Source organism: Streptomyces sp. NPDC051217 (assembly GCF_044455465.1).
Classification (GTDB): Bacteria; Actinomycetota; Actinomycetes; order Streptomycetales; family Streptomycetaceae; genus Streptomyces.
In genome coordinates this window covers 89,246-115,119 of sequence record NZ_JBITEV010000016.1, presented here as the reverse complement: position 1 = coordinate 115,119, position 25,874 = coordinate 89,246, and the positions used below count along the sequence as shown (strand labels likewise).

Sequence of the window (25,874 nt, the reverse complement as noted above, 5' to 3'; positions counted from 1 at the left end):
CGGGATTATGATGCGAACAGGGGACCGGAGCTCCGATGCCGATTGGAAGGGGCGGACCGCTACCCGGTAGCAATATCGAGGAGACAGAGATGTCGCAGCCCCCCGATGCCTCCGGAGCCGGTTCGGATGCCCCGAACCTCGACTTCGCGGGTACGACCCCGTACGAGGACTACGTCCAGGCGGACGTCCTCACCCATCTCCAGCACCCGGTGTCCGACGACCCGGGCGAGATGGTCTTCCTGGTGACCACCCAGGTGATGGAGCTGTGGTTCACCGTCATCGTCCACGAGTGGGAGACCGCGTCGCGCGCGCTGCGCGAGGACCGGGTGCCGGTCGCGGTCGACGCGCTCAAGCGGTCGGTGCGCGAGTTCGAGGCGCTGAACGCGTCGTGGACGCCACTGAGCCAGCTGACACCCGTGCAGTTCAACTCGTACCGCAGCGCGCTCGGTGACGGCTCCGGCTTCCAGTCGGCGATGTACCGACGGATGGAGTTCCTGCTCGGCGAGAAGTCGGCGTCCATGCTCGTACCGCACCGGGGCGCGCCGCGTGTGCACGCCGAGCTGGAGAAGGCGCTTCAGGAGCCGAGCCTGTACGACGAGGTGCTCAGCCTGCTGGCCCGGCGCGGGCTGCCGGTGCCGGTGTCGGCGCTGAACCGCGACCTCACACAGAAGTACGAGCCGTCCTCGGCGGTCGAGGAGATCTGGGCCGGGATCTACGCGGAGCCCGACCAGAACGGTGAAGTCCTCAGGCTGGGCGAGGCGTTGACGGATGTCGCCGAGCTGGTGTGGCGCTGGCGCAACGACCATCTCGTGGCGACGCGGCGCGCGATGGGCTCCAAGACCGGGACGGGCGGCTCCGCCGGTGTCGCGTGGCTGGAGAAGCGCGCCCAGAAGAACGTGTTCCCGGAGCTGTGGACGGCGCGCAGCCATGTCTGAGTCGTCTCTGGCTTCAGAAGCGCTGGTGAAGCGTGCCGCCGAGCTGGACGCCTCCGACGAACTGGCCGCGCGGCGCGAGCTGTTCGTCCTGGACGACGAGACCGTCTATCTGGACGGCAACTCGCTCGGCGCGCTGCCCCGCCATGTGCCCGAGAGGGTCCAGGACGTCGTCACCCGGCAGTGGGGCGAGCTGCGTATCCGCTCCTGGACCGAGGGCGGCTGGTGGATCGCGCCCGAGCGGATAGGCGACCGGATCGCGCCGCTGGTCGGCGCGGGGCCCGGCCGGATCGTGGTCGGCGACTCCACAAGTGTCAACGTCTTCAAGGCGGTTGTGGCCGCCGCGCGTATCGCGGACGAGCGCCGGGACGAGATCCTGGTCGACGCGGCGACCTTCCCGACCGACGGGTACATCGCGGAGTCGGCCGCGCGGATGACCGGCAAGCGACTGGTGCCGGTGGCCGTGGGCGAGTTGACGGGTGCGCTCGGGCCGCGTACGGCCGCCGCGCTCGTCAACCACGTCGACTTCCGTACGGGCCGGCTCCACGATCTGCCCGGCATCACGGCGGCGCTGCACGACGCGGGCGCGCTGGCGATCTGGGACGTGTGCCACAGCGCGGGAGCGCTGCCGGTCGGGCTGGACGCGCACGGGGTCGACCTGGCGATCGGCTGTACGTACAAGTACCTGAACGGCGGGCCGGGTTCACCGGCCTTCCTGTACGTCGCCGAGCGCCACCAAGAGGCGTTCGACTCCCCGCTGCCGGGCTGGACCTCGCACGTGGACCCGTTCGGGATGACGCCCGACTACGCGGCCGCTGACGGCGCGACGCGTGGCCGGGTGGGCACGCCGGACATCCTCTCCATGCTGGCGCTGGAAGCGGCGCTCGACGTGTGGGAGGGCGTCTCGCTCGATGTTCTGCGGGCGAAGAGCCTGGCGCTGACGGACTTCTTCCTCCGGTGCGTGGAGGCGTACGCACCGGCGGGGCGGGTCGGTTCGCTGACTCCGGCGGCGCACGCGGAGCGCGGCAGCCAGGTCGCGCTGCGCTGCGCGGAGGCGCCCGCGGTGATGGCGGAGCTGATCGCCCGCGGGGTGGTCGGGGACCTGCGGCGGCCGGACGTGCTGCGGTTCGGCTTCACCCCGCTGTACGTGGGCTTCCGCGACGCGGAGCGGGCGGCGCGGGTGCTGGGGGATGTCCTGCGGGACGTGAGCTGAGGCGGGTGCGCCGAGGCAGGCGCGATGACAGCGGCGGGGCGGGGGAGCCTCCGTGCCTCGCCGCTGTGTCGCGTGCGGCCGAGGAGCCCCATCCGCCGCCTGGGGGTATCCCCACCGCCCGGATGGGTGCCTCCGCCATGGGATCTCGGCGGCCGATCCAACAGGCTGTCGGCCATGAGTACTTACGCGAAAACCTCACGCCGTTCGCGCCTGCCCGTGGTCACCGCGCTCGTCACCGCCGCCGTCTGCGCCGTGTCCCTCGGGGTCTCCGCCGGGCCCGCGCCCGCGCACGGGACCGAAGGCGGTGGCCGGGACTCATCGGGCGCCGCGCTGTCGCAGAAGCGGTTGCAGCGTGAGGTGGACCGCACGCTGCGGGAGGCCGGGTACGTGGGCATCTCCGTACAAGTGCGTGACGGGCAGCGCCGTACGTACGCCGTCGCCGGGGAGGCCGAGGTGGGCACCGGGCGGCGGGTGTCGCACGCGGCCGACTTCCGGGCGGCGAGCGTCACCAAGACGTTCGTGTCGACGGTCGTCCTCCAACTCGCCGCCGAGGGGCGGCTGTCGCTGGACGACACCGTGGAGGACCGGCTGCCCGGTGTCGTGGCGGGGAACGGCAACGACGGCGGCCGGATCACGGTGCGTCATCTGCTCCAGCACACCAGCGGGATCCACAACTACGACTTCACCGAGGACACCGGCGAGACGGCCGAGGACTTCGAGCGGACCAGATTCGACCACCACGACCCGGAGGAGTCCGTGGCCGCGGCGATGAGGCACGAGCCGGACTTCGAGCCCGCCGAGCCGAACGACCCGGAGCCGGACTGGAGTTACTCGAACACGGGCTACATGCTCGCCGGGATGATCATCGAGAAGGTCACGGGCAAGTCCTGGGACACGGAGATCCGCGACCGTATCGTCCGCCCGCTGGGGCTGACGCAGACGTACGCCCCCGGTGACGACCCGAGTCTCAAGGGGCCGTACACGCACGCGTATCAGCGGTTCCCGGGGTCCGCCGGCTGGACGGACACGAGTGTCCGCAACATGTCGTGGGCATCGGCCGCCGGGGAGCTGATCACCGGTGAGCGCGACCTGGACCGCTTTCTGACGGCCCTTCAGCGCGGCAGGCTGCTGCCGCCGCTCCAGATGGCCGAGCTGCGGAAGACCGTGCCCGCGGGCGCGGAGTTCCAGGCGATCTTTCCCGGGCTGCACTACGGGCTCGGCGTGATGCGGCAGCCACTGAGCTGCGGTGGGTACCGCTGGGGGCACGGCGGCGATCTGGAGGGGCAGACCGTGCGGACAGCGGTCAGTGAGAACGGTCAGCGGTCGGTGGTCGTCAACGCGACCGGGAAGAAGGCGGACGACGAGTCGCTGTTCGCTGCGGAGAAGGCCGTCCAGGCGCTGCTCGACCGTGCGATCTGCGGCGGCGAACGGTGACGCGGCGACGGTCGTCAGGGGGGCGCCGACGCGCGGCGACGGAGTACGGCGGCGGTGGGGCCGTCGGCGGTGGGACGGGGCCGTAAACCTATGGCGTGGATGCTGGTAGCGTCCCCGCTGATCAGGTCAATTCGGCTCTCTCATCGAAAGGTTGGCGCAGCATGACGGATTCCGCCGCCCGTGGCTCCGCCGATGTCGCTGCGGTCGCCCGTGACCTCGCCGAGTTCGAGGCGATGCTGTCGCGTCCGAGGGTGGAGCCGGACGTCGTCTCGGCGTACGGGGAGCACCCTGATCAGGTGGTCGACTTCTACGCGCCGCGTGGCGGGCGCGAGGGTGTGCCGCTGGTGGTCGTGGTGCACGGCGGGGCGTGGCGGGCGCCGTACGACCGGTCGCATCTGACGCCGTTCGCAGGCTTCCTGGCCGGTCGGGGGTTCGCCGTGGCCAATGTGGAGTACCGGCGGGGGAGCGCGGACGAGGCTCTTGGCGCGGCGGCCGAGGCCGGCGGGTCCGAGCCGGTCGCCGGGCGGTGGCCCGAGACCTTCGACGACATCGCCGCCGTGATGGACGCGCTGCCCGCGCTCGTCGCCGACGCGCTCCCGCAGGCCGACCCGCGCCGGATCGTGGTCACCGGGCACTCCGCCGGTGGCCACCTCGCGCTCTGGGCGGCGGCGCGGCATGTGCTGCCCGTGGGGTCGCCGTGGCGGCTGGACGCGCCCCCGCTGCTGCGCGGGGTCGTCGCGATCGCGCCCATCGCGGACTTCACCTCCGCCGTCGAGCTGGCTGTGTGCGGCGGAGCCGTCGTACAACTCCTCGGCGGAGAGCTGGAGTTGAAGGCGCGCAGGGACAATGCGGACCCGTCGGTGCTGCTGCCCACCGGGATCGCCACCGCCATCGTGCACGGCCGGGAGGACATCGTCGTGCCGCAGGCCGTCGCCGAGGCGTACGTCGACGCCGCGGCCAAGGCCGGCGAGATGGTCGGCATCACGCTCCTGGAGGACGTCGGGCACTATCCGCCGGTCGACCCGGGCGCCGACGCCTGCGCGGTCGTGGCCGAGGAACTGGCGCAGCTCGCGTACTGACGGTGGCGGGGTTCTTCTCCACAGGGAAGGCTTGCGGACAGAAGCTGACCGCAAGCCCTCCTACGTTCGGTGCGTGACCAACGACGCGAACGTAAACCTTGTGACAGGCGCGACCGGCACAGACCGGACCCGAGATCGTCGAGCTGGCGGCCAAGGCCGGAGTGCGCCGGACAACCGTGCTCAACGGCGGGGGCGAGACCCCGCTCCAGGACGCCGTCAAGGCGGGCGGCGGCGCGCATGGCATCGCGTGGCGTGCGGCCGGGCAGCCCGAGCACGCGGATGTGTTCCGGCGCACCGCGTAGGCGGCGCTCCTCACGCACCTGCTTTTTCGCGCACGTAGGTCGCTCACGCGGGGTGTTTGGGCGACCGCGTGTAGCTCTGGGGGGTGTGCATGTAGTACTTGGGAGGGACGGGAAAGGATCCCTATCACAGGTGACGACCGGTGCCTGTCCCTCCCCTTACCTTTGAAAACGTGACCAAGACAGAGACGAAGACCGCGACCGGGAAAGCCCGGAGCCCCGAGTTCCGAGCGGCCGCGGGCCTGATCGGGAGCCTGCGGCAGGATCTTTTCACCGACGCCTTCGCCTACCGGCCGCTGCCGCGTATGGGGACGGACGGCGTGATCACGCGCCGGCTGCCGGAGCGGCTGCGGGAGTACGCGGGATGGTTCCCGCACTTCGCGATCGCCGGGTGCGCGCTGTTCGCGCTGGTCGTCGGGACGGCCAACGGCACGGGGGTGGACCTGATAACGGTGGTGCCGCTCCTGCTGGTTCTCGTCAGGCCCGTCGCCGCCTGGTGGCTCGCTCTCGTGGTCACCGCGATCACGGGGGTATCGGCCTCCTACTACGCCGACTGGCCTTGGACGCCGTCCGCCTTCGCCTCGTATCTGGCCGTGATGACGATCGTCGCGATACGGACGAACCCTCGCACCGCCGGCTGGATGTGGGTGCTCACGCTGGCGTACTCGATGTTTGTCGAGACGCTCTTCGGCGGCGGGTACATGTACAGCTCCACCACCGCGCCCATGCTCTTCGTCTCCGCGCTGACCCTGCTGGCCGTCTCCGCGCTGCACATCCGCCGTGACGCGAAGAAGGAGGTGGCGGTGCAGCTCAGTGTGAACGCGGTCGAGCGCAGCCGGCGCACTCTTCTCGAAGAGCGCACCACCATCGCCCGCGAGCTGCACGACGTCGTCGCGCACCATATGTCGGTCGTCGCCATCCAGGCGGAGGCGGCGCCCTACCGGGTGGAGAATCCGCCGCCCGAGCTGGAGAAGGCCTTCGCCACCATCCGGGAGAACGCCGTCGCCGCGCTGACCGAGCTGCGCCGGGTGCTCGGAGTCGTACGGGCCGAGGACTACGACGCCCCCGACGCGCCGCAGCCGACGCTCGCCGACCTCGAAGGGCTGCTCTCCAACGTCCGGGAGGCCGGCCTGTCTGTGGAGAAGGCGGTCACCGGAGCGGTACGGGAGCTGCCGCAGGGCGTCGAGCTGTCGGCGTACCGCATCATCCAGGAAGCGCTCAGCAACGCTCTGCGGCACGCGCCGGGGGCGACGGCGAAGGTGGAGGTCTCGTATGTACTCGGCGGGCTCGGCCTGCGGATAGTCAATACGCCGCCGCAGGGTCTGGTGAAGCCTTCGCCGGGGGCCGGCCACGGCATAACGGGGATGCGGGAGCGGGTGACGATGCTGAACGGTGAGATGACGGCGAGGCTGCTGCCGGACGGTGGCTACGAGGTCGCGGCGTACATACCGGTCGCCGCCCAGGACGACGAGGACGAACCCGCGGACGCGGGCGCGGGACCGGCGACGAAGGCTGATGGGGAGCGGTCATGACGATCCGCGTGCTGATCGTCGACGACCAGGTGATGGTCCGCGAGGGCTTCTCGGTCCTGCTGAACGCGATGCCGGACATCGAGGTCGTCGGTGAGGCGGTGAACGGCCGTGAGGCCGTCACACAGGTCGCGGCCCTCCGGCCGGACGTGGTCCTGATGGACATCCGGATGCCGGAGCTGAACGGCATCGAGGCGACGCGCGAGATCGTGGCGGCGGACGCAGACGCGAAGGTGCTCGTGCTGACGACGTTCGACCTGGACGAGTATGTGTACCAGGCGCTGAGGGCGGGGGCCTCCGGCTTTCTGCTCAAGGACGCGTCGGCGCGCCAACTGGCCGACGGCGTAAGGGTGGTGGCGTCCGGCGAGGCGCTCCTCGCACCCACGGTGACGCGTCGGCTGATCACGGAGTTCTCCAAGCTGGCCGAGTCCCCGCGCCAGCCCGCGCTGGCACAGATGGGGGAGCTCACGGAGCGCGAGACCGAGGTGCTGGTGCTGATCGCGCAGGGGCTGTCGAACGCGGAGATCGCCGGTCATCTCGTCGTCGCCGAGTCCACGATCAAGACGCATGTGAGCCGCATCCTGGTGAAGCTGGGGCTGCGTGACCGTACGCAGGCGGCGGTGTTCGCCTACGAGGCGAGGCTCGTCACTCCCGGGTGAGCGGGGGGTGTGAGGAAGGACAGGGGGTGAACGCGTGCGTTCGAGCGGTCCGGGTCAGTAGGTTGCGCGCATGGCAGAGTCCCCGCCCGACCCCGCACCCGCCCCCGAGCCGCAGGCGCCGTCCCACGTGTCGTCGCACTCCACGTTCCACGCGCCGTCCCAGCCCGTGGCCACGTCTCCTTCCCCGTCCCCGCCCAGATCGGCGTCCACATCGGCGTCCGCGCCGCCGTCCCAGTCCTTCGACCCGTGGTCGCTCGACTTCGTCGCCGACCCGTATCCCGCCTACGCGGAGCTGCGTGAGCGGGGCCGACTGCACTACTTCGAGCCGTCGCGGCAGTGGCTGGTGCCGTACTACTCGGACGTTTCGGCCCTGCTGCGGGACCGGCGGCTGGGGCGGACGTATCTGCACCGCTTCACGCACGAGGAGTTCGGCCGTACGCCGACGCCCGAGGCGCACGAGCCGTTCCACATCCTCAACGGCAGCGGGCTGCTCGACCTGGAGGCACCGGACCACACGAGGATCCGGCGCCTGATCTCGAAGGCGTTCACGCCTCGTACGGTCGAGGCGCTCGCGCCGACCGTACGGCGGCTCGCGGCCGAGCTGGTGGGCGGGCTGTGCGCGGCGGGCGGCGGGGATCTGCTCGCCGAGGTGGCGGAGCCGCTGCCGGTCGCCGTCATCGCCGAGATGCTGGGAGTCCCGGCGGCGGACCGGCCGCTGTTGCGGCCCTGGTCGGCCGACATGTGCGCGATGTACGAGCTGAATCCGACGGAGGACGCGGCGCGGCGGGCGGTCCGGTCGTCGATCGAATTCACCGACTACCTGCGGGAGTTGATCGCCGACCGGCGGGCGGCGCCCGGCGCCGATCTGCTCTCGGCGATGATCGCGGCGCAGGACGCGGGGGACCGGCTGAGCGAGCAGGAGATGGTCTCCACCTGCGCGCTGCTGCTCAACGCGGGGCACGAGGCGACGGTCAACAGCACCGTCAACGGGTGGTGGACGCTGTTCCGGCACCCCGAACAGCTCGCGGCCCTGCGGTCCGGCGAGGCGTCGCTCTCCACAGCTGTGGAGGAACTGCTGCGGTACGACACGCCGCTCCAGATGTTCGAGCGGTGGGTGCTCGACGACATGGAGATCGACGGCACAGTCGTGCCACGCGGTGCCGAACTCGCGCTCCTCTTCGGCTCCGCCAACCGCGACCCGTCGCGCTTCGAGCGGCCGGACAGCGTCGATCTCACCCGTGCCGACAATCCGCATGTGACGTTCGGCGCGGGGATCCACTACTGCCTGGGGGCGGCCCTCGGGCGGCTCGAACTGAGCGCGTCGTTCGGTGAGTTGCTGCGGCAGGCACCGGAACTCCGGCTCGTCGCCGAGCCGGAGTGGAAGCCGGGATATGTGATCCGGGGAGTGAAGGAGCTGCTGGTGGAGGTGTGACGCCCTCCCCGGTGGGGGCGCCACACCGCGGTCGCCGGGCGGGCCCGGACGCGGGCGCGGACGCGGGAGCGGTCCGTCACGTGCCGCACGCGCGCCCGTCGTGCGCCCGCCCCACCGTCACTTGGTCTCCAGATCCCGGCGGCGGAAGCCCGCGAGCCCCAGCCGGATCAGCCCGGCCGCGACGGCGGTGAGGACGAGCATGGGGGTCCAGCTCATCTCGGCGGCCGGGAGCTGTGGCACGTGCCCGAAGGGCGACAGGTTGTTCATCCAGTCCGGGAACTGGAGGATCGACCCGAGATACCCGACCAGGAACGCGTACACGGGCACGATCCAGGCCGCCGCTCCGGCCCGGGGATACCAGCCGAAGAGCGCCACGGCCACGCCGACGGTCACCCAGAGCGCGGGCGCGTACGCCAGGGCGGCGCCGATCAGTTGGAGGACGAGGCCGCCGTCCCCGACCGAAGCGGCGCCCGAGATGCCGAAGCCCAGCCCGGCCACGAGCAGCAGCGCCGTACCACCGGCGAGCGCGACGGCGACGTGGCTGCCCACCCAGCGGTCACGGGAGAGACCGGTGGCCAGCAGAGGTTCGGCGCGGCCCGCGCTCTCCTCGGCGCGCGGCCGGAGCGCGGCCATCACCACGTACACCGCGGCGACCACGGCGATGACCACCATCACCATCGAGGCGAACGACTCGGCGACGGACGCGCCACCGATCTTCGCCAGCGCCTCCTGAACCGGATCGATGTCCTTCAGCATGTCGGCGGCCTCGCCGAGGATGGAGCCGTACATCACGCCCATCACGAACAGCCCCGCGCCGAAGCCCAGCAGGGTCGCCCGGTGCAGCCGCAGCGCGAAGCCGAGCGGGCGCGTGAGCCCGTCGGAGGCCGTACGCCGGCCGAGCCGGGCGGAGCGCAGGCCCGCGCCCACGTCCCGCCGGGTGCTCAGGACGAAGCCGGCGGCGGCGGTCAGCGCGGCGAGTGCCAGGCAGAGCAGCAGTGGCCACCACCGGTTGTCGACGAAGACGTACGTCCGCTGGGCCCAGCCGATGGGGGACAGCCAGGACAGCGCGTCGTTGCCCACGTCGCCGGAGGCGCGCAGTACGTAGGCGACGCCGATCGCGGCGAGTGCCATGCCGGAGGCGCCGCGCGTATGGGCGGTGATCTGCGCGGTGATCGCGGCGACGCCGGCGAAGACGAGACCGATGGCGGCGTTCGTGAGCCCGTACAGCAGCGCCCCGCCGGTGGTGATCCCGTCGATGCCCGCCGACAGGATGCTCAGCGCGAGCAGGGCGGCGAGCGCCAGGTTGGCGACGGCGGCGAGGATCAGCGCGGACGCGAGTTGCGCGTGGTGACCGACGACGGTGGAGCGCACGAGTTCGGCGCGGCCGGTCTCCTCCTCGTTGCGGGTGTGCCTGGTGATGATCAGGACGCTCATGAGGCCGACCAGGACGCCCATGAAGCCGAGCAGTTGGTGGCCCATCATCGAGCCGATGTTGTAGTCGTCGAGGTAGTGGCGCGGACCGGTCATGGCGAGCGCGGCGGGGCTGTCCATGGAGCTGACGGCCGTGGCGCGTTCCGCGGCGGTGGAGTACAGGGTCTTGAACTCGGTCACCGAGGACATCGTGCCGAGGGTGAGGGCGACCACCCAGACGGGGATACGGACGCGGTCCCGGCGCAGACCGAAGCGGACCAGGGTCCCGGTGCCGGCGAGGGCGCCGGATCCCGTCCGGGCGACGGCGGGGGCGCGCCCGGCCGCGGGCGCGGTGACGGTGGTCATCGGGCAACCCCACGGGAGCCGCTCGTGTCGGCGGCGGCCGGGAGGTCTCCGTCGGCCGGGGGGTCTTCGGCGTCGTCCGCGCCGACGGAGTGGCCGTTGGCGGCCAGTTCGTCGCCGTAGTGACGCAGCATCAGCTCTTCGAGGGTCGGCGGGTGGCTGACCAGACTGCGGATGCCGAATCCGCCGAGCGTACGGATCGCGGCGTCGAGGTGCGCGCCGTCGACGGCGAAGTGCACCCTGCGGTCGGTCAGCCGCACCCCGTGGATGCCGGGCATGGCGTCGAGCCCGGTGGCGGGGCGCTCGGTCTCGGCCTCCACCGTCGTACGGGTCAGGTGCCGCATCTCGCTGAGCGTGCCGGACTGCACGTTCTTCCCGAGCCGGATGATGCTCACGCGGTCACAGAGCTTCTCGACCTGGGCCAGGATGTGGCTGGAGAGCAGTACCGTCTTGCCGGCTTCCTTCGCCTGCATGATGACGTCCTGGAAGACGACCTCCATGAGCGGGTCGAGACCGGCCGTGGGCTCGTCCAGGAGCAGCAGTTCGGCGTTGGAGGCGAGCGCGGCGACGATGGCGACCTTCTGCCGGTTGCCCTTGGAGTAGGCCCGGCCCTTCTTGGTGGGGTCGAGGTCGAAGCGTTCGATCAGCTCGTCCCGGCGCTGCCGGTCCAGTCCGCCGCGCAGCTTGGAAAGCAGGTCGATGGCCTCGCCGCCGGTGAGGTTCGGCCACAGTTCGACGTCACCGGGTACGTAGGCGAGCCGCCGGTGCAGGGCGACGGCGTCCTTCCACGGGTCCTTGCCGAGCAGCTGGGCGGCGCCGGAGTCGGCGCGCAGGAGCCCGAGCAGGACGCGGATGGTGGTCGACTTGCCGGCACCGTTGGGGCCGAGGAAGCCGTGGACCTCACCGGAGTCGACGGCGAGGTCGAGGCCGTCCAGTGCGTGCGTCCGACCGAACGACTTGTGCAGTTCGGCGACGGTGATTGCCTTCGTCATGATTGTGAACGTACGCTTCCTTCAGAAATTTGTGAAGTTAAGGAAGCGTATAAATGGGCTCGGTAGACTTGTGTCAGGCGTTGACGGGATCGGGGCGCCAGGCACACAGAGACAGAGACTGAGGTCAGCGCATGAGTGAGCGGCGGCGGGACGACGGCCGTGACGGAGGCGACGTTCGCGTTCACGGTGGCGGGCGCGAGGACGAGTCCGCCGCCGTGTCGGAGTTCGTCGAGCGCTTCGCGGCCCAGCTCGTCGAGGCGGGGATGACGCGGATGCCGGCCAGGGTCTTCGCGGCGCTGCTCTCCTCCGAGCACGGCGTCATGAGTTCCGCCGAGCTCGGCGAGCAACTGAAGGTCAGCCCGGCGGCCGTGTCCGGCGCGATCCGCTATCTCTCCCAGGTCAACATGGTCATCCGCGAACGCGAGCCGGGCTCGCGGCGCGAGCGCTACCGGGTACAGGGCAACCAGTGGTACGAGGCGCTGACGAACCGCGACGCCATGCTGCGGCGGTGGCGGGACACCATGCGGGAGGGGGTCGACCACTTCGGTCTCGATACGCCCCAGGGGCGCAGGATCAACGAGACGATGGAGTTCTTCCGGTTCCTGGAGAACGAGCTCGGGTCGCTGATGGACCGCTGGACGAAGCACAAGGCGGAACAGCTCGGCAAAGGCCACTGAGAGGCCGGCCCGCGTCAGGTCCGGGTCAGGCGTCCGCCGGCAGCGTCAGCCCCCACGCCCCCGCCCGCAGCGTCCAGGTGCGCGTGCGCACGGGCCCCGTCACCGCCGCGTCCGCCCGATAGCGGAAGTCGGCGCCCGAGACCGTCACCGACAGGGCGCTCGCGGTGATCAGCTCGGCCGAGGCGCTCGTACGGATCACGATCTCCGCCCGGCCGGCCACCGACCGTACGGTCACCGCCTCGACCGGCTCGTCCAGATCGCTCAGCACCACGCCGTCCGCCTCCACCCGCAGCCGGTGCGTGTGTACGGCGAGCACCTGCGGTACGGGCTTGACCAGCGTCCGGACCAGGGACCGGCAGGTGTGCCAGACGGACGAGCCGCCCGCCCCGCCGGCGCGGCCGTCCGCCGTCTGTGGCGGCGCCGGGATCCGCAGATCCCCCAGCACCACGCCGTCGCTGTCGTCGACGAGCAGATCCTGCCGCCGTACGACCCCGTCGAGCACCGCCCGCGCCGCCGCGACCGCGCCCGTGGGCACGCCGAGCGAGCGCGCCAGGTCGACCGCCACCCCGACCGGCACCAGCGACAGCGCGCCCGCGGCCAGGTCGCGCTCCCGGTGCAGCAGGGCGACGGTCCGCAGCAGGGCGTGGTCGTCGCCGATCACCACCGGCCGCCGCGAGCCTCTGCGGGCCAGTACCCGCGCGAAGTCGGCGGGGCCGTCGGGCAGGCAGATCTTCGCCGTCGCACCCGCGCTCAACACGTCCTTCGCGATGCGGACTGATTCGCCGTCGGTCCGGCGGGCGACCGGGTCGATGACCACCAGAAGCTGCTGGGCACCGTTCTCGGCGGGCTCTGGAGCCGACACCTCGGTCCTTCCTCGGGTAGCATCTTTGTGCAAGAGCCCCTTGCGCTATTGCGCCAGGGGCTTGGTCTATTCCGGGGCAACCGGTTCGACGGCTCAGGCTTCGTCGTACAGCGTCGTACTGCTTCGTGCGAGTTATCGCACGCGTGCGTCCTGCGTATGTGCGTCCCCTGGCCTTGGACATGCCCCGCCCGGAAGGGGTGTACGCCTGTGCCCGCACTTGTGCTGCTCGGTGCTCAGTGGGGTGACGAAGGCAAGGGAAAGGCCACCGACCTGCTCGGTGGATCCGTGGACTATGTGGTGCGCTACCAGGGCGGCAACAACGCCGGCCACACGGTCGTCGTCGGCGACCAGAAATACGCGCTGCATCTCCTCCCTTCCGGAATCCTCTCGCCTGACTGCACGCCGGTGATCGGCAACGGCGTTGTCATCGACCCGGCCGTCCTGCTCTCCGAGCTGAGTGGGCTGAACGACCGGGGCGTCGACACGTCGAAGTTGCTGATCAGCGGGAACGCCCATCTGATCACGTCGTACCACACCACGATGGACAAGGTGACGGAACGGTTCCTCGGCTCCCGGAAGATCGGTACGACGGGCCGCGGCATCGGTCCGACGTACGCCGACAAGATCAACCGGGTCGGTATCCGGGTCCAGGACCTGTACGACGAGTCGATCCTCATCCAGAAGGTCGACGCGGCGCTGGACTTCAAGAACCAGATCCTCGCCAAGCTCTACAACCGGCGCGCCATAGAGGCCGGGAAGATCGTGGAGGAGTTGCTGGTCTTCGCGGACAAGCTGCGTCCGTACGTCAGCGACACGACGCTCGTCCTCAACGACGCGATCGACGCCGGAAAGGTCGTCCTCTTCGAGGGCGGCCAGGGCACGCTCCTGGACGTCGACCACGGCACGTATCCCTTCGTGACCTCGTCCAACCCGACGGCGGGCGGCGCCTGTACGGGCTCCGGCGTGGGCCCGACGAAGATCAGCCGGGTGATCGGCATCCTCAAGGCGTACACGACCCGCGTCGGCGCGGGCCCGTTCCCGACGGAACTGCTGGACGAGGACGGCGAGGCCCTGCGGCGCATCGGCGGCGAACGGGGCGTCACGACGGGCCGCGACCGCCGCTGCGGCTGGTTCGACGCGGTGATCGCCCGCTACGCGACCCGGGTCAACGGCCTGACGGACTTCTTCCTCACCAAGCTGGACGTGCTCACCGGCTGGGAGCGGATCCCGGTCTGCGTGGCGTACGAGATCGACGGCAAGCGCGTCGAGGAACTCCCGTACAGCCAGAGCGACTTCCACCACGCGACACCGATCTACGAGTACCTGCCGGGCTGGACGGAGGACATCAGCAAGGCGAAGACGTTCGACGACCTCCCGAAGAACGCGCAGGACTACGTGAAGGCGCTGGAGGAAATGTCCGGAGCCCCGATCTCCGCGATCGGAGTGGGCCCGGGCCGCACGGAAACGATCCAGATCAACTCGTTCCTGTAGCCCCCGGCCCGACCCTTGGCCCCGCCCCGGCGGCACGACAGCTGCCGGGGCGGAGCCATGTCTGTATGTGATCACTCGGCCTCAATTCCGTGACCATGAGGCCCCAGTGTGAATATCATGAGGTTCGCATTAGTGAATCTGACTCTGGGCGGGGGCCTCTTTGACGGTACTGATGGTGTCCGCAGCCGTCTGGGGCGTACTGCAGCTCTTCGTCCTCTCCCTGCTCACGCGCTCGGTCCGGCTGTCCACGGTGCTGCTCGCGATCGTGGTCGGCGTCTACGGATGCGGAGTGGTGACCGCGCTGCTTCAACTCGCGTACACCCGTCTCTACTCGGACTGGTCGGGGCAGCCGCTGACCCAAGTGGTGAGCAGTACGAGTTACACCGTCGCGCCGTGGCTGGAGGAACTCGTCAAGGTCTCCCCGCTGTTGCTCGCCGGGTTGAGTCTCAAGGTGCGCAGGCAATGGGGGATGACCGACTTCGTCCTGCTGGGTGGGGCCCTCGGTGCCGGTTTCGGCCTGCTGGAGGCCGTACTCCGGTTCGGTCTGGACTCGGACCGCGCGATACCCCATGCCCGCGGTGGCTGGGTTGTCCCGGACAGCATCTTCCCGCCGTACGTGCCCGGTCCGGAGCAGGTGTTCGGAGCCTGGCTGCCCGCGCCGTTCGGCGAGGCGGCGGTGGTCGGCCCGCCGGTCGCGGGAACGTTCAACCACTTGGTGTGGACGGCGGCTGCCGGGCTGGGAGTTGGCCTGCTGTTCCGCTGCCGTGGCTGGGCGCGGCTTTCGGCGGTGGTGCCGGTGGCGTTCGCTGTGGGGCACCACTCGGTGAACAACTACGTCGCGCGGGAACGCGGGGAGGACGCCAGGCAGTGGCTGGACGTGCTGGACGCGAAGGCGTGGGCCGTGCCGGTGGTATGTCTGCTGGTGGCGATCGTGGTGGACCTGCGGGTCCTCCACCGGGGCAAACGCACCGTGCCGGGGGTGCTGCTCGCGACGGAACGTGATGACGGAGACAGCGTGGCCGCGCTGCTCCGCTACTTCACCTGGAGTTTCTCCTGGCGGCGGTCGTGGCGGCGGATTCCGTGGAGCGCGCTGGTCGTGCTCCGGTACGTCGGCCTGCGCCGGGCGCTGCTGTACGCCGAAGCCCTCGCGCGGCCCGGCGAGACCGAGCCGCTGCGCGGGGCGGTCGCGGACGCCACCGCTCGTATGGACGCGTCGGACCATCAAGGCGCTTGGCGACCCGAAGAGATACGGGCCCGGCTCGCGCCGACCGGGCGCCGAGTCTCGGGGCGCACGTGGCTGCTGCTCGTGCCCTGCGTGCTGATGCTCCCCGCGGTGCTCTTCCTCGGGGTGGGTTCATTCACCTCCACGGCCGGGCTACAGGACTTCTTCACCACTGGCAGCGGCCCGGACATTTTGATGGGTTTCGCTATCGCCGCCCTCGTGTGGATCGCCTGGCAGCTGATCCGCCTGTTCCGCACCGCCCGCGCGGCAGCGGCCCAGCCCGTCGGTGAACGGCTGGCCGCCCACCGATTCCGCCTCGGCACCGCGCTTGGATCGGCCACCGCCGGAGTGCTTCTTCTGTACAAGGGACTCGGCGAAGCGGGGCCGGGCGGCGAGGCGATCACCACCTTCCACCTACTCGACGCGCTCGATACCTTCCTGGTCTACCTCGGCTTCGCGCTGCTCCTGCTCTCACTGCTGGCCTTGTTCCCGCCGGGCGGACTCGCGCTCGCGGGCGCGGGCGTGGGGGCGGCCGCCACGGCCGGCGGCGCGATGACGGCGGGGGCGGCTCTCAACGCGGCACTTCTCGGGACGGCGGGGGTCGTCCTCATGGCGGTGAGCGCCGACGGTGTCGAGGGAAGCAGTAGCGACAAGGGAGGCGAGAAGAAAAACGAAGGGGAGATCGATGAATCGGAGAAGGTATTCAGTCCGAAGGAGCGGAAAGTTGCGGAACTCCTGAAATCCGAGGGCAGGAAAGTCAAGGCTCAGATGGAGTCGACGGAGGAGGGCGTACGTAGAGCTGACGCCGCTGTCGACGGCGTACAGACAGAATTCAAGAGCCTTTCTCCGGGGGCGAAAGCAAGTACAGTGAAGAATCAACTCAACAGTGCGAAGGGGCAGGCGAGAGATGCCATCATCGACAGCAGAGGCAGCGGGCTCAGTGAGGACGCAGCCAGGGAAGGCATGGGCAATTTCCTGCGCAACAACCCACCCGGACGCATGAATCGCATCAGGATCGTGGGCGACGGCTTCGACATAACCTGGCCATAAGGAGCACCATGAGTTCTTACCACTGCATCTTCATTCAACCTGGTCATCCTGTGGCCAAGGTGGTGGAGGACATTTCCTCCGCGTGCGGAGCGCGCCTCGTTCCATGCTCGGGATCCATTGACTACTGCGCATCGGTGAGCCATGCCGCCATTGATTTCGAACAGTCCCACGAGTACGAGGACGACCTCGGGATCCCGTTCCAGTCGTACGAGTCGGTGATCACGATTCGCGACTTCGACCGGGACATGGAACGCCAGGGGCTCACCGCCGCACGGATCTTTCGGAACCTGGTCGTTCTGGGGACCTATTCGCTGGTGCTCGTCTTCGACCTTCAACGGGTGCTGGACTCCGCAAGCGCGCGGCAGGGTTGAACGCGGGCGGTGAAGATCGGTCGTGGGGCCTTTACTTGTCGTCGTCCTCGTCGTTGTTTTCGCGGCGGCGGCGGGTGCGCGTGGCTTCGAGGGCAGCGGTGAGGAGTACGTCGACAATCGTGAGCAGGTCGGCGGCGGTGGAGAGGGTGTCCTGCATGGTGTGCCTTCCGTCAGGCCGCAGTGGTGCGGCGGCTGTTGGAGGCAGACGGTGACGGTGAGTTGACTTGTCCGGACCCCCCGGGCCGGACAACGCAGGTAGGTTCCGGACGGAGGGGTAATTGTCCGGGACGAGCCGGACGGAAGACGGCGGGGGACATCGCTGGTGGCTGGAGAGAACAAGTCGGCCGGCAGGCCGTGGAAGCCGATCGTGGCGCCGAATCAGCACGCCGCCGAACTGGCCGCGTTACTGCGCCGCGCGGTCGACGACAGCGGTCTGACCCTCGCCGCGCTGGCGCCGCGCGTGAGCATGTCGAAGTCGCAGATCGGGGTGTACCTCGGCGGCAAGATCCCCACCCGGGCCTTCGTCGTCGCCGTCGTGGACACCACCGTTCCCCCCGTCCTGCGTGAGCGACGGCGCACCGAGGCTCTGGCTCTTCTCCACGCGGCGAACAACCCGCCCCAGGTCCCTCGCCAGAGCCGCCCCTCAGGTGCGCCGGTGATCACCGCTGCGGAGTTGGAGGTCCTGCGCACCCAGCAGGTCGAGACCCTGGAGCGGCTGACCCGGGCCCTGGAGCAGAAGACCGACCTCCAGACCGCGGCCACCAACTCCCAGAAACTCGTCCACGCCCTGCTCCTGATGATCTACCAGCTGGAACGACGGATCACGGTCCTTACGACGGAACGCGACGAACTGCGCCACCATCGTGTCGAGCCCCGCGCCCTCGCCGACATCCAGACCAGGCTTGAGCGCGCCGAGAAACAGGAGCAGAGGGCCCGGGAAGAACTCACCCGCGCCGAGACCAAGCAGCGCCAGGCCGAGGAGCTGGCCGCCCGGGTGCGGGCCGAACTCGACGCCCTCACCGACACCCTCGACCGCCTCCACAACCCGGAGGAAACCGCCCCCGAACCCGCCCTCCCCGCACGATCCGGCTCCGAGGACGAAGTCCGCGCGGTGTCACCGGACCCGGAGGGCGACGACATCGAGGCCGCCCTCGCCCGCGTCACCGCCGTGAACGACGCGGACGCGGATGCCCTCGACCGCATCACGACGGAACTCGACGACGTTCCCGGCCTCGTGACGGTGACGGTGCCCGTGACCCTTGTCCCGGACAACCCGCCCACCAGCACCGTCGCACCGGACAACCTCACGCTGGACCAGTTGCGCAAAGCCATCGCGGAAGCGACGAGAAACGACGACGCGCCCGCCGCCCGCGACGCCTTCACCCAACTCGTCGCCGACCGGATCCGGGTCCTGGGCGCCGACCACCTCGACGTCCTCGCCTCCCGCCACAGCCTGGCCCGGTGGACCGGCAAGGCCGGTGACGCGGCCGGCGCCCGCGAGGCATTCGCCGAGCTGGCCGCCGACGCCGTCCGGGTGCTCGGCCGCCACCACCTCGACGCTTTCGCCCCGCGGCACAACCTGGCCTACTGGACGGGGAAGGCGGGCGACGCGGTCGGCGCCCGTGACGCCTTCACCGAGCTCGTCGCCGACGCCTTCGGGATGCTCGGCCCCGACCACCCCCACACCCTCGCCTCGCGGCACAACCTGGCCTACTGGACCGGGAAGGCCGGTGACGCGGTCGGCGCCCGCGACGCCTTCACCGCGCTCGTCGCCGACCAGACCCGCCTCCTGGGCGCCGACCACCCCGGCACCCTCACCTCCCGTCACGAACAGGCAGGCTGGACCGGCGAGTCCGGCGACGCGGCCGGCGCGCGCGACATGTACGTCGAGGTGGTCGAAGACTTCCTCCGGCTGCTGGGCCCGGACCACCCCGACACCCTGACCGCGCGCCACCAACTGGCGCTGTGGTCCGGCGAGGCGGGCGATCCCGTCGGCGCGCGCGATGCCTTTACCGCGCTCCTCGCCCACACCATCCGGGTGCTCGGCCCCGACCACCCCAACACCTCCGCCTCACGCTACGAACGCGCACTGTGGACCAGCGAGGCGGCGAATTCCTGAGCTACTGCTCCGCGCAGATCTTCAGGGCCTCCGGCCGCCCGCACGGCAGGTGGCCCTCCTCGCGGACCACGTCCTGGCCGCCCGTGCGGATCAGGTAGTTGAGGAAGCTGGACGCCAGGGAGTCGGGGGCCGGGCGGCCGTAGGTGTAGCCGTACTCGATCTCCCGGTACGGGTAGTCGCTCTCCGCGATGTCGTCCACCGAAGGCGGCTGCCCGTCCAGTGACAGGCGGTGCAGGCCGTCCACGTTCGTGCTGGAACGCAGTTCGCTGTAGCCGATCGCGCCCCGCACATCCTTCACGGTGTTGAGCACCTGCCCCGTCTTGTCGAGTTCGCAGCGGAACGTCCGCTGCGCCGGGTCGACCTCCTGGCGGCAGTCGTCGACCGTCTGGACCTTCTGCCTCTCCTCGTCGCCCAAGAGGATCTTGCGCTCGAAGATGTCACGGGTGCCCGACCCGTCGGCGCGGCTGATGAGTTTGATGGGCAGGTCCGGGCCGGGTTTGCCGTCGCTGCCGCGGACCTGGTTCCAGTTCTTCACGTTGCCGCGGTAGATGTCCTGTACGTCTTTGGTGGTGAGCCCCTTGAACGGCACGTCGTCGTGGACCACCAGCGCGAACACGGAGACCGCGACGCGGTGCTCCTCCAGGTCCGGGAACCCCACGGGTTTCGGTCCGTCGGAGAGGGCGACGACGGCCTTCGAGGCGTCGTTGTCCAGGTCACGGATCCCTTCCAGGCTGCCGTTGGGGTCCACCTCGATGTCCGAGTCGGGGCAGTCCTCCTCGTACGCCGTCGCCAGCTTCTCTGCCACGGGCGCGAACGCCGTCGATCCGGTGACGGTCAGCCTGCCCGTCTCGCAGCCCAGCGGGGTTGTGTCGGCGTCACCGCGCAGCATGATGATCGAGGAGAGCGCGATCAGGCAGACCGTCAGCAGGACGGTGATGAGCCGTGCCTGGCGGCTGAACTTGGGCGGTGCCTCGTCGGGGGTGATCGCCCGGTTCACGGCCACCTGCCCTCCGGAGAGCCCGCCGCTGACCTTGACCTCGTCCCCCACCCTGCCGCCGGTCAGCAGCACCAGCAGCTTGAAGTGCTCGCCCTTGTTGAGCGGCACCTTCGGGACGGTGAGCTGGCTGCCCGAGCGGCGAAAGCCCCTCGCGGGCGTGAAGTTGTCCATCAGATCGGGATAGTCCGACGGAATCGTGACAGCGACGGCCTTGATCCTCCGGTCGGTGAACCGGACGGTCAGACCGTGGACGTTGGGTGACGTGTAGTCCCCGGCCGAGATGGGCTGCGAGCCGTCGTTCTCCAGGCGCAGCAGTACGAGCGTCGCGTCCGCCATGTCGGGGTCGTCGTCGAACAGTCCCAGACGTACGTTCGTCTGGCCGGAGAGGGCGTCGTTGCCGATGGCCGTGTCCATCTGTACGCGGTAGCCGATCCGCTTGCTGTGCGGCACCCGGCGCTCGTACCAGACCTGCCCGGCGGAGGTCAGCACACCGAGCACCATGGCCAGGATCGCAAAGACGTTCTCCCCGCTGAACCACTCCATGATCTGTCGCCCCCCGGCACTCTCCGACCCCGTGAGGTGACGGTAGGTGGGGATCCGGCGAACAGCAGTACGGCGAAGAGGTTTGATGACGGATATTCACGAGCCGTTCCCCGCACGGCATTTGATGTTCAGCGAGGGCTGGAGAAGTTCACGAAGGCGGGGTGTTCTCGGGGGTCCCGGCCGCCGGCCCGGCGCTGCCCCGGCGGTGCCCAGCCGGTGCACGGTTTCGCGATCTTCGCAGGAGCGCCACACGGGGTTCGCACGGTCTCCGGCAGGACCCGTTAGGTTGTTGGGCGCTCGATCCTGAGTGCGAAATTGAGACAGGTCGTCGGTTTCCAGGCGGCACAGTCAGCACAGGAAGATCGCGGATGGACTACTGCACTACGTGCCGTCGGACGCTCAACGGGGTTTTCGTGTGCCCCGGTTGTGGTGCTTACGCCCCCGACATCGCACCCTCCGGCTCACAGCTCCACCTCACTCCCACGACCGTCGCGGTGATGTCCGAGATCTCGCACACGCGAGAGATCCCGCACACACGGGAGTTCGACGCGTTCCCGGGGTTCGCCGACCCGGCCGTGGACCTGGCCGTGGACGCGGACGCTCCGGTCGGCCCCGCGACCCGCTCGGCGACCGGCCGCGCCGCCCGTCGGCGTCGGCTGGCGGACTGGAAGAAGCAGCGGCGCCGAGCGGTGGTGGCGTCGACGGTCGCGCTCGTCGGCGGTGGTCTGACCCTCGCGTTCATGCCGTCGTCCCGGCCCTCCGCCAGCCAGGCCCAGGCGTCCACGACGCCGGAACCGGTCACGGCTCCGTCCACCTCGTCGGCGGGCTCCGTCGACACCGGCTCGGAGCCGGAGGCCGAGCGGTCCCGTACGCACGATCCGAAGCACGTCGAGCGCGGAACGGGCCGTCCTTCCAAGGACTCCAAGGACTCCAACTCGCCGGGGAGCGCGACCGCGATCACGCCGGTGGACGCGCCGGCGAAGCGCACGACCTCGCCGCAGACGACGACCCCGGACGGCACGCGTCCCACGGAGGACACGCAGGCCCAGCCTGAGTCGCCCCAGGCGCCCGACTCGCCGCCGCCCACGGCGGAAACGCCCACCCAGCAGCCGAACAAGCCCACCCAACCCGCACCCCCGCCCCCACCCCCGAGCGCCGAGGAGCCGACGGACGACCCGGGGCTCTGCGTGCTCGTCCTCTGCGTCGACCTCGACTGAACGAACCGGCCTGCCGACTTGGTTGTAGTGGCGCTGGTCCTTCGCGTCGGCGGAGTCGTTCTCTTCGTCGTCTCGCAGGCGCGCCGTGCGCGGGCAGAGGGGCTTCTACGCGAAGCGGCGACTCTGTACGAGGCGGCGGTCAGGTCCGAGGACGACCTGCGCGCGGAGTTGGAGTCCACGGACGTCAACCGGCAGGACTCCGAGGGGGATTCGGCCCTGCACATGGCGTACTACTCGGGCCAGGCCGAGGCCGTCGCCCGCCTCAAGGCACTCGGCGCGGATGAGTACGTGCGCAACAACGAGGGCTTGACCCCCGAGGAGATGCGAGACGTCGCGGCGACCGAGGCGCTGCTGGAGCGGACGACGGCTTGCATGACCCTCAGCCACTGGATCGACGAGGCGCGGGGCCGGGTGCTGTACGACGAGCTGAGAGCGTGCTCACCACGTATCTACAACCCCGCGCTCGTCCGGCTGTTCATGAGGGAGCGGCATCGCCAGCGGCTGGTATGCCTCGCGGTGAAGGTGGGGATCCCCGATTCGAAGGAGCGGCTGGCGCTGATCCTGGGGATCCACTTCGCCGGAAGGGAAGGGCGGGGCATCGCCAACATCTTCCTGAACTCCGGCTCCCACGAACTTGCGGATGCTGCCAGGCGGTGGGCGCTGAGGAATGGGTACGACATCCACTCCCGCGTCTCCGGCACCGTCGCACGCTGGGGAGAGTTCTGAAGCGGATGGTCGCGGACCTCGCCCAAGTCCTCGGTGGCTATGGCTATTCGGCCCAGCTGAGGAACGTCGTCCAGGCTGTCGGGGCGACCGTGAAGGTGGGGCCCTCGTGGACCTTCGAGTCGCGGACGTGGACGGCGTGGGGGCATGTGGCCACCTCGACGCAGTTCCCGCCGCCGCTGTCGCTGTAGCTCGACTTGTGCCAGTCGAAGGCGATCTCGACGCACTCGCCGCCACTGGGGTTGCTGTAGCTCGATTTGAACCACCGCAAGGTGCTTGTCATTCCAGTTCTCCTGCCAACCGCTCGATGAGGCCCAGCGATTCACGAGCACCCAGGGCCTGTGATCGGATTTTCGCATAGCGCTGGGTGTAGGTGCTCGCCTTTGTTAGGTCGGAGATGAGTAGGCATTCCTCCTGCGGCTCCAGATAGACCAGGCGGTCGTGTTCTGGAGTCTCCACCAGGGTCATATCGCCGTAAGCGCCTGCGTACTCACCGCCCAAGCTGCAGTCCAGCGGCAGCACCTGAAGCGTCACGTTACGACGCTTCCCGCACTCCGCCAAGTCCGAAAGCTGGTCACGCATGACCTCCTGGCTCCCGATCGTGCGGCGCAGCATCGACTCCTCAAGGATCACCTCGATCAATGCCACCGGCTTCCTCTCCAGTAGCGCCTTCCGCGCAATCCTGGCCTCGACCAGCTCCTCCACCCGCTCCTCCGGGAGCGGCGGATAGCCGCCGCCGATCAGGGCTCGCGCGTACGCCTCCGTCTGGAACAGGCCGTGCACCACCAGCGTCGCGTACAGACACAGGCCCACCGCCTTCTGCTCCAGCAGCACGTAGTTCTTGAACTGGGCCGGGTACTTGTCCAGCCGTACGTACTCCCGGGCCTGCTCGAAGATGCCGAGCTCGTCGCCCAGCACCCGTCCCAGCGCCACCAGCATCTGGTCGCTCGCGGGCTGCGCGCAGGTCTCCATCGCGCTGATCGCCGCCGCCGAGAAGCCCGTTTCGATGCCGACTTGTTCCTGCGTCATCCCCTTTTGCAGGCGCATCATGCGGGCGATGTGTGCCACCAGCCGTGTGGTGTTTCCCGCCGTCACCTTGTTTTCCGCTCGCGCCATTGCGATCACCGTTTCGACTTGACCGGACTCAACCGGTCACAACTGGACTGGACTGAAATCGACCTCACGTAACGTGAGTTCTTGCAGGTCAACCGGCTCCCGACGGCTCACGCCGTGTTATGGAAACGCTAGCGCCGACTACGCAGAATGTCCGCGTGAATACACAGAATCACCGCCCATGTGTCGACTGGGTCCCCAAGACCGGATTCCAACTCCGAAAAGCCGGGGTGAGATTCGACGCCGTACGCGTCGACGGGGCCGAGGGGCGTCGGCTCGCCGACATGATGGACTCGATCACGGCGGGCGATCCCGGCCCGATCGCCACCGAGTCGAACGGGTGCCGGGCGGTGTACTTCTACCTCCCGGCCGGGAGCACCGCGAACCGGGTCTGGGCGCCCGGGGTGACGCGGTTCAACTCCGCGAGCGGCAGCGTGAGTTACGTACCGGTGCCGGCGCTCGACGGTGAGACGTGGCCGCTGTTCTGGTACTGCCCGCCCGCCCACTCCGAGCGCTTCGTCCATCCCGCGATCCTGCGCAACGCGGCAGCCGCGCTGTTCGGGCATCCGATGTCCTTCGGGGCCGGGGAGGGGGAGAGCCGCTGAGTTGCGACGCGGGCCCGGTCTGGGCCCCGGGGTGGGTCCGTGGACCCTTCGGAATGGGTCTCGCGCGTCCGTACTGTGCGGACAGACGCGCCACGGCTGGACGCCTGGGCCGGACATCTGAAGCAAGTTGTTGGAAGGGTTTCCCCGTGTTGGACTCACAGGGCCTGGCATTCCAGGCCGGCACCCCCACGCACCGCTGGGAATTGCCGAGATCACTTGCCGCCACCCGGGTACTTCTCTACCTGATGTTCACGCTCACTCTGCTGGGCGGCATCGGCGTGCTGACCTCGCTGCTGGAACTCGGCAGCCACATCACGCCGACGCTCACTCTTGCCGCGCTCTACGCGATGGTGCCGGGTGTCGCCGCCGCAATCCTGGCGCGGCGTCTGTGGACCGGTGGGAAAGTCGTCTGGTTCGCGTTGATCGGTCTCCAGGCGTGGCTGCTGGTCGGCAGCGTCGTCAATCTGTACGCGGGCTCGGCGCGCGGGGTCAGTCAACTGCTGCTGCCGGGTGTGCTGTTGGCGTTGGCGAGTGTGGGCGCCAGCCGGGCCTGGTTCGAACTGCCGTCGGAACAGCGTGCTGTACGACCGCGTTGGACGCGCGAGCGGCTGCGTCGGGCGATCCCGTCGATTCCGCACATGATCGGGTGGCGCCGGAGCCGCGGTCAGTCGACGGTCGAGTACGCGGGCATGGTCGGTGTGGTCGCCCTGATCATCGGCGCGCTTCTTCTCACCGGCGTGGGACCCCAGATCGCGAACGGCCTCCAGACCGCGGTCTGCAACATCCTCGGCGGCGACTGCGAGAGCGACACGGTCGCCGGGGGCGGCGGCGAGTCGGGCGGTGGTGAGTCCGACGGCGGCGGGGACAACGGTGGCGGCGACAACGGGGGCGGCGACAACGGCGGGGAGTCCGACGGGGGCGGGGACAACGGTGGCGGCGACAACGGCGGGGAGTCCGACGGGGGCGGGAACGACGGCGGCGGCGACAACGGCGGTGGCGACGACGGCGGTGGGGACAACGGCGGAGAGTCCGACGGTGGCGGGGACAACGGCGGTGGCGACAACGGCGGGGAGTCCGACGGGGGCAGCGACAACGGCGGCGGGGACGACGGGGGCAGCGACAACGGTGGCGGGGACAACGGCGGCGGCGACAACGGCGGCGGGAACGACGGCGGTGGGGACAACGGGGGCGGCGACAACGGCGGCGGGGACGACGGGGGCGGCGACAACGGTGGCGGGGACAACGGCGGCGGCGACAACGGCGGTGGCGACAACGGCGGTGGCGACAACGGCGGTGGCGACAACGGCGGGGAGTCCGACGGGGGCGGCGACAACGGTGGCGGGGACGACGGGGGCGGCGACAACGGTGGCGGGGACAACGGTGGCGGGGATAACGGTGGCGGGAACGACGGTGGCGGGGATAACGGTGGCGGGAACGACGGTGGCGGCGACAACGGTGGCGGGAACGACGGTGGCGGGGATAACGGTGGCGGGAACGACGGTGGCGGCGACAACGGTGGCGGGGACGACGGCGGTTCGGACG

At 69.8% G+C, this 25,874-nt stretch carries 22 protein-coding genes and 2 pseudogenes; 17 read left to right on the top strand and 7 right to left on the bottom strand.

Annotated elements, in window-relative coordinates:
* Window positions 1-89 precede the first annotated feature (89 nt).
* The 8 genes and pseudogenes from ACIBBB_RS29760 (at window position 90) to ACIBBB_RS29725 (ending at window position 8,577) form a co-directional block, all read left to right on the top strand.
* The gene (locus ACIBBB_RS29760) at window positions 90-935 is read left to right on the top strand and encodes a tryptophan 2,3-dioxygenase family protein (protein WP_398987382.1); all 846 of its coding nucleotides are present in this window, start codon (window positions 90-92) and stop codon (window positions 933-935) included.
* Complete coding sequence (kynU, locus tag ACIBBB_RS29755; protein WP_398987380.1) at window positions 928-2,145, top strand: kynureninase; 1,218 nt, start codon at window positions 928-930, stop codon at window positions 2,143-2,145. The genes ACIBBB_RS29760 and kynU overlap by 8 nt, the downstream gene beginning before the upstream one ends.
* 174 nt (window positions 2,146-2,319) lie before the next feature.
* Entirely contained in the window at window positions 2,320-3,579 is a 1,260-nt protein-coding gene (locus ACIBBB_RS29750; RefSeq protein ID WP_398987378.1) for a serine hydrolase domain-containing protein, read from the top strand.
* A 161-nt stretch (window positions 3,580-3,740) separates the two neighbouring features.
* Window positions 3,741-4,658, top strand: a complete 918-nt coding sequence (locus ACIBBB_RS29745; protein WP_398987376.1) for an alpha/beta hydrolase — start codon at window positions 3,741-3,743, stop codon at window positions 4,656-4,658.
* A 113-nt stretch (window positions 4,659-4,771) separates the two neighbouring features.
* Window positions 4,772-4,891: pseudogene (locus ACIBBB_RS29740) on the top strand (hydroxylase); the annotation flags it as partial.
* 239 nt (window positions 4,892-5,130) lie between these two features.
* Window positions 5,131-6,489, top strand: a complete 1,359-nt coding sequence (locus ACIBBB_RS29735; protein WP_398987374.1) for a sensor histidine kinase — start codon at window positions 5,131-5,133, stop codon at window positions 6,487-6,489.
* Window positions 6,486-7,145: a response regulator gene (locus ACIBBB_RS29730; RefSeq protein ID WP_398987372.1), complete on the top strand. Its 660-nt coding sequence runs from the start codon at window positions 6,486-6,488 to the stop codon at window positions 7,143-7,145. The genes ACIBBB_RS29735 and ACIBBB_RS29730 overlap by 4 nt, the downstream gene beginning before the upstream one ends.
* 70 nt (window positions 7,146-7,215) lie before the next feature.
* The gene (locus ACIBBB_RS29725) at window positions 7,216-8,577 is read left to right on the top strand and encodes a cytochrome P450 (protein ID WP_398987370.1); all 1,362 of its coding nucleotides are present in this window, start codon (window positions 7,216-7,218) and stop codon (window positions 8,575-8,577) included.
* A 117-nt stretch (window positions 8,578-8,694) separates the two neighbouring features.
* Here ACIBBB_RS29725 and ACIBBB_RS29720 read toward each other — a convergent pair whose 3' ends face one another.
* Entirely contained in the window at window positions 8,695-10,353 is a 1,659-nt protein-coding gene (locus ACIBBB_RS29720) for an ABC transporter permease (protein WP_398987368.1), read from the bottom strand.
* Window positions 10,350-11,342: an ATP-binding cassette domain-containing protein gene (locus ACIBBB_RS29715; RefSeq protein ID WP_398987366.1), complete on the bottom strand. Its 993-nt coding sequence runs from the start codon at window positions 11,340-11,342 to the stop codon at window positions 10,350-10,352. The genes ACIBBB_RS29720 and ACIBBB_RS29715 overlap by 4 nt, the downstream gene beginning before the upstream one ends.
* A 131-nt stretch (window positions 11,343-11,473) precedes the next feature.
* Between ACIBBB_RS29715 and ACIBBB_RS29710 the strand changes: the two genes are divergently transcribed.
* A complete protein-coding gene (locus tag ACIBBB_RS29710; RefSeq protein WP_398987364.1) occupies window positions 11,474-12,019 on the top strand; it encodes a GbsR/MarR family transcriptional regulator in 546 nt (181 codons plus the stop codon).
* 25 nt (window positions 12,020-12,044) lie between these two features.
* Here the strand turns inward: ACIBBB_RS29710 and ACIBBB_RS29705 are convergent, their stop codons facing one another.
* The gene (locus ACIBBB_RS29705; protein WP_398987361.1) at window positions 12,045-12,881 is read right to left on the bottom strand and encodes a diacylglycerol kinase; all 837 of its coding nucleotides are present in this window, start codon (window positions 12,879-12,881) and stop codon (window positions 12,045-12,047) included.
* A gap of 207 nt (window positions 12,882-13,088) precedes the next feature.
* Between ACIBBB_RS29705 and ACIBBB_RS29700 the strand changes: the two genes are divergently transcribed.
* From ACIBBB_RS29700 to ACIBBB_RS29690, 3 genes are all read left to right on the top strand, one after another.
* Window positions 13,089-14,372 carry an adenylosuccinate synthase gene (locus ACIBBB_RS29700; RefSeq protein ID WP_398987359.1) on the top strand — a complete coding sequence of 428 codons (1,284 nt, stop codon included), beginning with the start codon at window positions 13,089-13,091 and terminating at the stop codon, window positions 14,370-14,372.
* A gap of 172 nt (window positions 14,373-14,544) precedes the next feature.
* Window positions 14,545-16,644 carry a PrsW family intramembrane metalloprotease gene (locus ACIBBB_RS29695; RefSeq protein WP_398987357.1) on the top strand — a complete coding sequence of 700 codons (2,100 nt, stop codon included), beginning with the start codon at window positions 14,545-14,547 and terminating at the stop codon, window positions 16,642-16,644.
* An 8-nt stretch (window positions 16,645-16,652) separates the two neighbouring features.
* Window positions 16,653-17,015 (top strand): hypothetical protein, encoded by a 363-nt coding sequence (locus ACIBBB_RS29690; protein WP_398987355.1) that lies wholly within the window; start codon window positions 16,653-16,655, stop codon window positions 17,013-17,015.
* 31 nt (window positions 17,016-17,046) lie between these two features.
* Here ACIBBB_RS29690 and ACIBBB_RS29685 read toward each other — a convergent pair whose 3' ends face one another.
* Complete coding sequence (locus ACIBBB_RS29685) at window positions 17,047-17,172, bottom strand: hypothetical protein (protein ID WP_398987352.1); 126 nt, start codon at window positions 17,170-17,172, stop codon at window positions 17,047-17,049.
* Window positions 17,173-17,337: 165 nt separating this feature from the next.
* On the opposite strand from ACIBBB_RS29685, the gene ACIBBB_RS29680 reads away from it, so the two are divergent.
* Complete coding sequence (locus ACIBBB_RS29680; protein ID WP_398987350.1) at window positions 17,338-19,134, top strand: tetratricopeptide repeat protein; 1,797 nt, start codon at window positions 17,338-17,340, stop codon at window positions 19,132-19,134.
* A gap of 1 nt (window position 19,135) precedes the next feature.
* Here ACIBBB_RS29680 and ACIBBB_RS29675 read toward each other — a convergent pair whose 3' ends face one another.
* On the bottom strand, window positions 19,136-20,674 hold the full coding sequence (locus ACIBBB_RS29675; protein WP_398987348.1) for a PstS family phosphate ABC transporter substrate-binding protein: 1,539 nt from the start codon (window positions 20,672-20,674) through the stop codon (window positions 19,136-19,138).
* A 497-nt stretch (window positions 20,675-21,171) separates the two neighbouring features.
* On the opposite strand from ACIBBB_RS29675, the gene ACIBBB_RS29670 reads away from it, so the two are divergent.
* Both ACIBBB_RS29670 and ACIBBB_RS29665 read left to right on the top strand, forming a co-directional pair.
* The gene (locus ACIBBB_RS29670; protein WP_398987345.1) at window positions 21,172-21,891 is read left to right on the top strand and encodes a hypothetical protein; all 720 of its coding nucleotides are present in this window, start codon (window positions 21,172-21,174) and stop codon (window positions 21,889-21,891) included.
* A 27-nt stretch (window positions 21,892-21,918) separates the two neighbouring features.
* Window positions 21,919-22,617 carry a hypothetical protein gene (locus ACIBBB_RS29665; RefSeq protein WP_398987343.1) on the top strand — a complete coding sequence of 233 codons (699 nt, stop codon included), beginning with the start codon at window positions 21,919-21,921 and terminating at the stop codon, window positions 22,615-22,617.
* Between the two features lie 43 nt (window positions 22,618-22,660).
* Here the strand turns inward: ACIBBB_RS29665 and ACIBBB_RS29660 are convergent, their stop codons facing one another.
* Together ACIBBB_RS29660 and ACIBBB_RS29655 are read right to left on the bottom strand one after the other, a co-directional pair.
* Window positions 22,661-22,897: a DUF397 domain-containing protein gene (locus tag ACIBBB_RS29660; RefSeq protein ID WP_398987341.1), complete on the bottom strand. Its 237-nt coding sequence runs from the start codon at window positions 22,895-22,897 to the stop codon at window positions 22,661-22,663.
* Entirely contained in the window at window positions 22,894-23,730 is an 837-nt protein-coding gene (locus tag ACIBBB_RS29655) for a helix-turn-helix domain-containing protein (protein ID WP_398987470.1), read from the bottom strand. Before ACIBBB_RS29655 ends, ACIBBB_RS29660 begins: the two co-directional genes overlap by 4 nt.
* A 155-nt stretch (window positions 23,731-23,885) precedes the next feature.
* On the opposite strand from ACIBBB_RS29655, the gene ACIBBB_RS29650 reads away from it, so the two are divergent.
* Window positions 23,886-24,332 (top strand): hypothetical protein, encoded by a 447-nt coding sequence (locus ACIBBB_RS29650; RefSeq protein ID WP_398987339.1) that lies wholly within the window; start codon window positions 23,886-23,888, stop codon window positions 24,330-24,332.
* 146 nt (window positions 24,333-24,478) lie between these two features.
* Window positions 24,479-25,874: pseudogene (locus ACIBBB_RS29645) on the top strand (hypothetical protein); the annotation flags it as partial.

Excerpts from the sequence above, each read along its gene's own strand:
- ACIBBB_RS29760 (WP_398987382.1), top strand. The coding sequence starts at position 90 with ATGTCGCAGCCCCCCGATGCCTCCGGAGCCGGTTCGGATGCCCCGAAC.
- kynU (WP_398987380.1), top strand. The coding sequence starts at position 928 with ATGTCTGAGTCGTCTCTGGCTTCAGAAGCGCTGGTGAAGCGTGCCGCC.
- ACIBBB_RS29750 (WP_398987378.1), top strand. The coding sequence starts at position 2,320 with ATGAGTACTTACGCGAAAACCTCACGCCGTTCGCGCCTGCCCGTGGTC.
- ACIBBB_RS29745 (WP_398987376.1), top strand. The coding sequence starts at position 3,741 with ATGACGGATTCCGCCGCCCGTGGCTCCGCCGATGTCGCTGCGGTCGCC.
- ACIBBB_RS29730 (WP_398987372.1), top strand. The coding sequence starts at position 6,486 with ATGACGATCCGCGTGCTGATCGTCGACGACCAGGTGATGGTCCGCGAG.
- ACIBBB_RS29725 (WP_398987370.1), top strand. The coding sequence starts at position 7,216 with ATGGCAGAGTCCCCGCCCGACCCCGCACCCGCCCCCGAGCCGCAGGCG.
- ACIBBB_RS29720 (WP_398987368.1), bottom strand. The coding sequence starts at position 10,353 with ATGACCACCGTCACCGCGCCCGCGGCCGGGCGCGCCCCCGCCGTCGCC.
- ACIBBB_RS29715 (WP_398987366.1), bottom strand. The coding sequence starts at position 11,342 with ATGACGAAGGCAATCACCGTCGCCGAACTGCACAAGTCGTTCGGTCGG.
- ACIBBB_RS29710 (WP_398987364.1), top strand. The coding sequence starts at position 11,474 with ATGAGTGAGCGGCGGCGGGACGACGGCCGTGACGGAGGCGACGTTCGC.
- ACIBBB_RS29695 (WP_398987357.1), top strand. The coding sequence starts at position 14,545 with ATGGTGTCCGCAGCCGTCTGGGGCGTACTGCAGCTCTTCGTCCTCTCC.
- ACIBBB_RS29690 (WP_398987355.1), top strand. The coding sequence starts at position 16,653 with ATGAGTTCTTACCACTGCATCTTCATTCAACCTGGTCATCCTGTGGCC.
- ACIBBB_RS29685 (WP_398987352.1), bottom strand. The coding sequence starts at position 17,172 with ATGCAGGACACCCTCTCCACCGCCGCCGACCTGCTCACGATTGTCGAC.
- ACIBBB_RS29675 (WP_398987348.1), bottom strand. The coding sequence starts at position 20,674 with ATGGAGTGGTTCAGCGGGGAGAACGTCTTTGCGATCCTGGCCATGGTG.
- ACIBBB_RS29670 (WP_398987345.1), top strand. The coding sequence starts at position 21,172 with ATGTCCGAGATCTCGCACACGCGAGAGATCCCGCACACACGGGAGTTC.
- ACIBBB_RS29660 (WP_398987341.1), bottom strand. The coding sequence starts at position 22,897 with ATGACAAGCACCTTGCGGTGGTTCAAATCGAGCTACAGCAACCCCAGT.
- ACIBBB_RS29655 (WP_398987470.1), bottom strand. The coding sequence starts at position 23,730 with ATGGCGCGAGCGGAAAACAAGGTGACGGCGGGAAACACCACACGGCTG.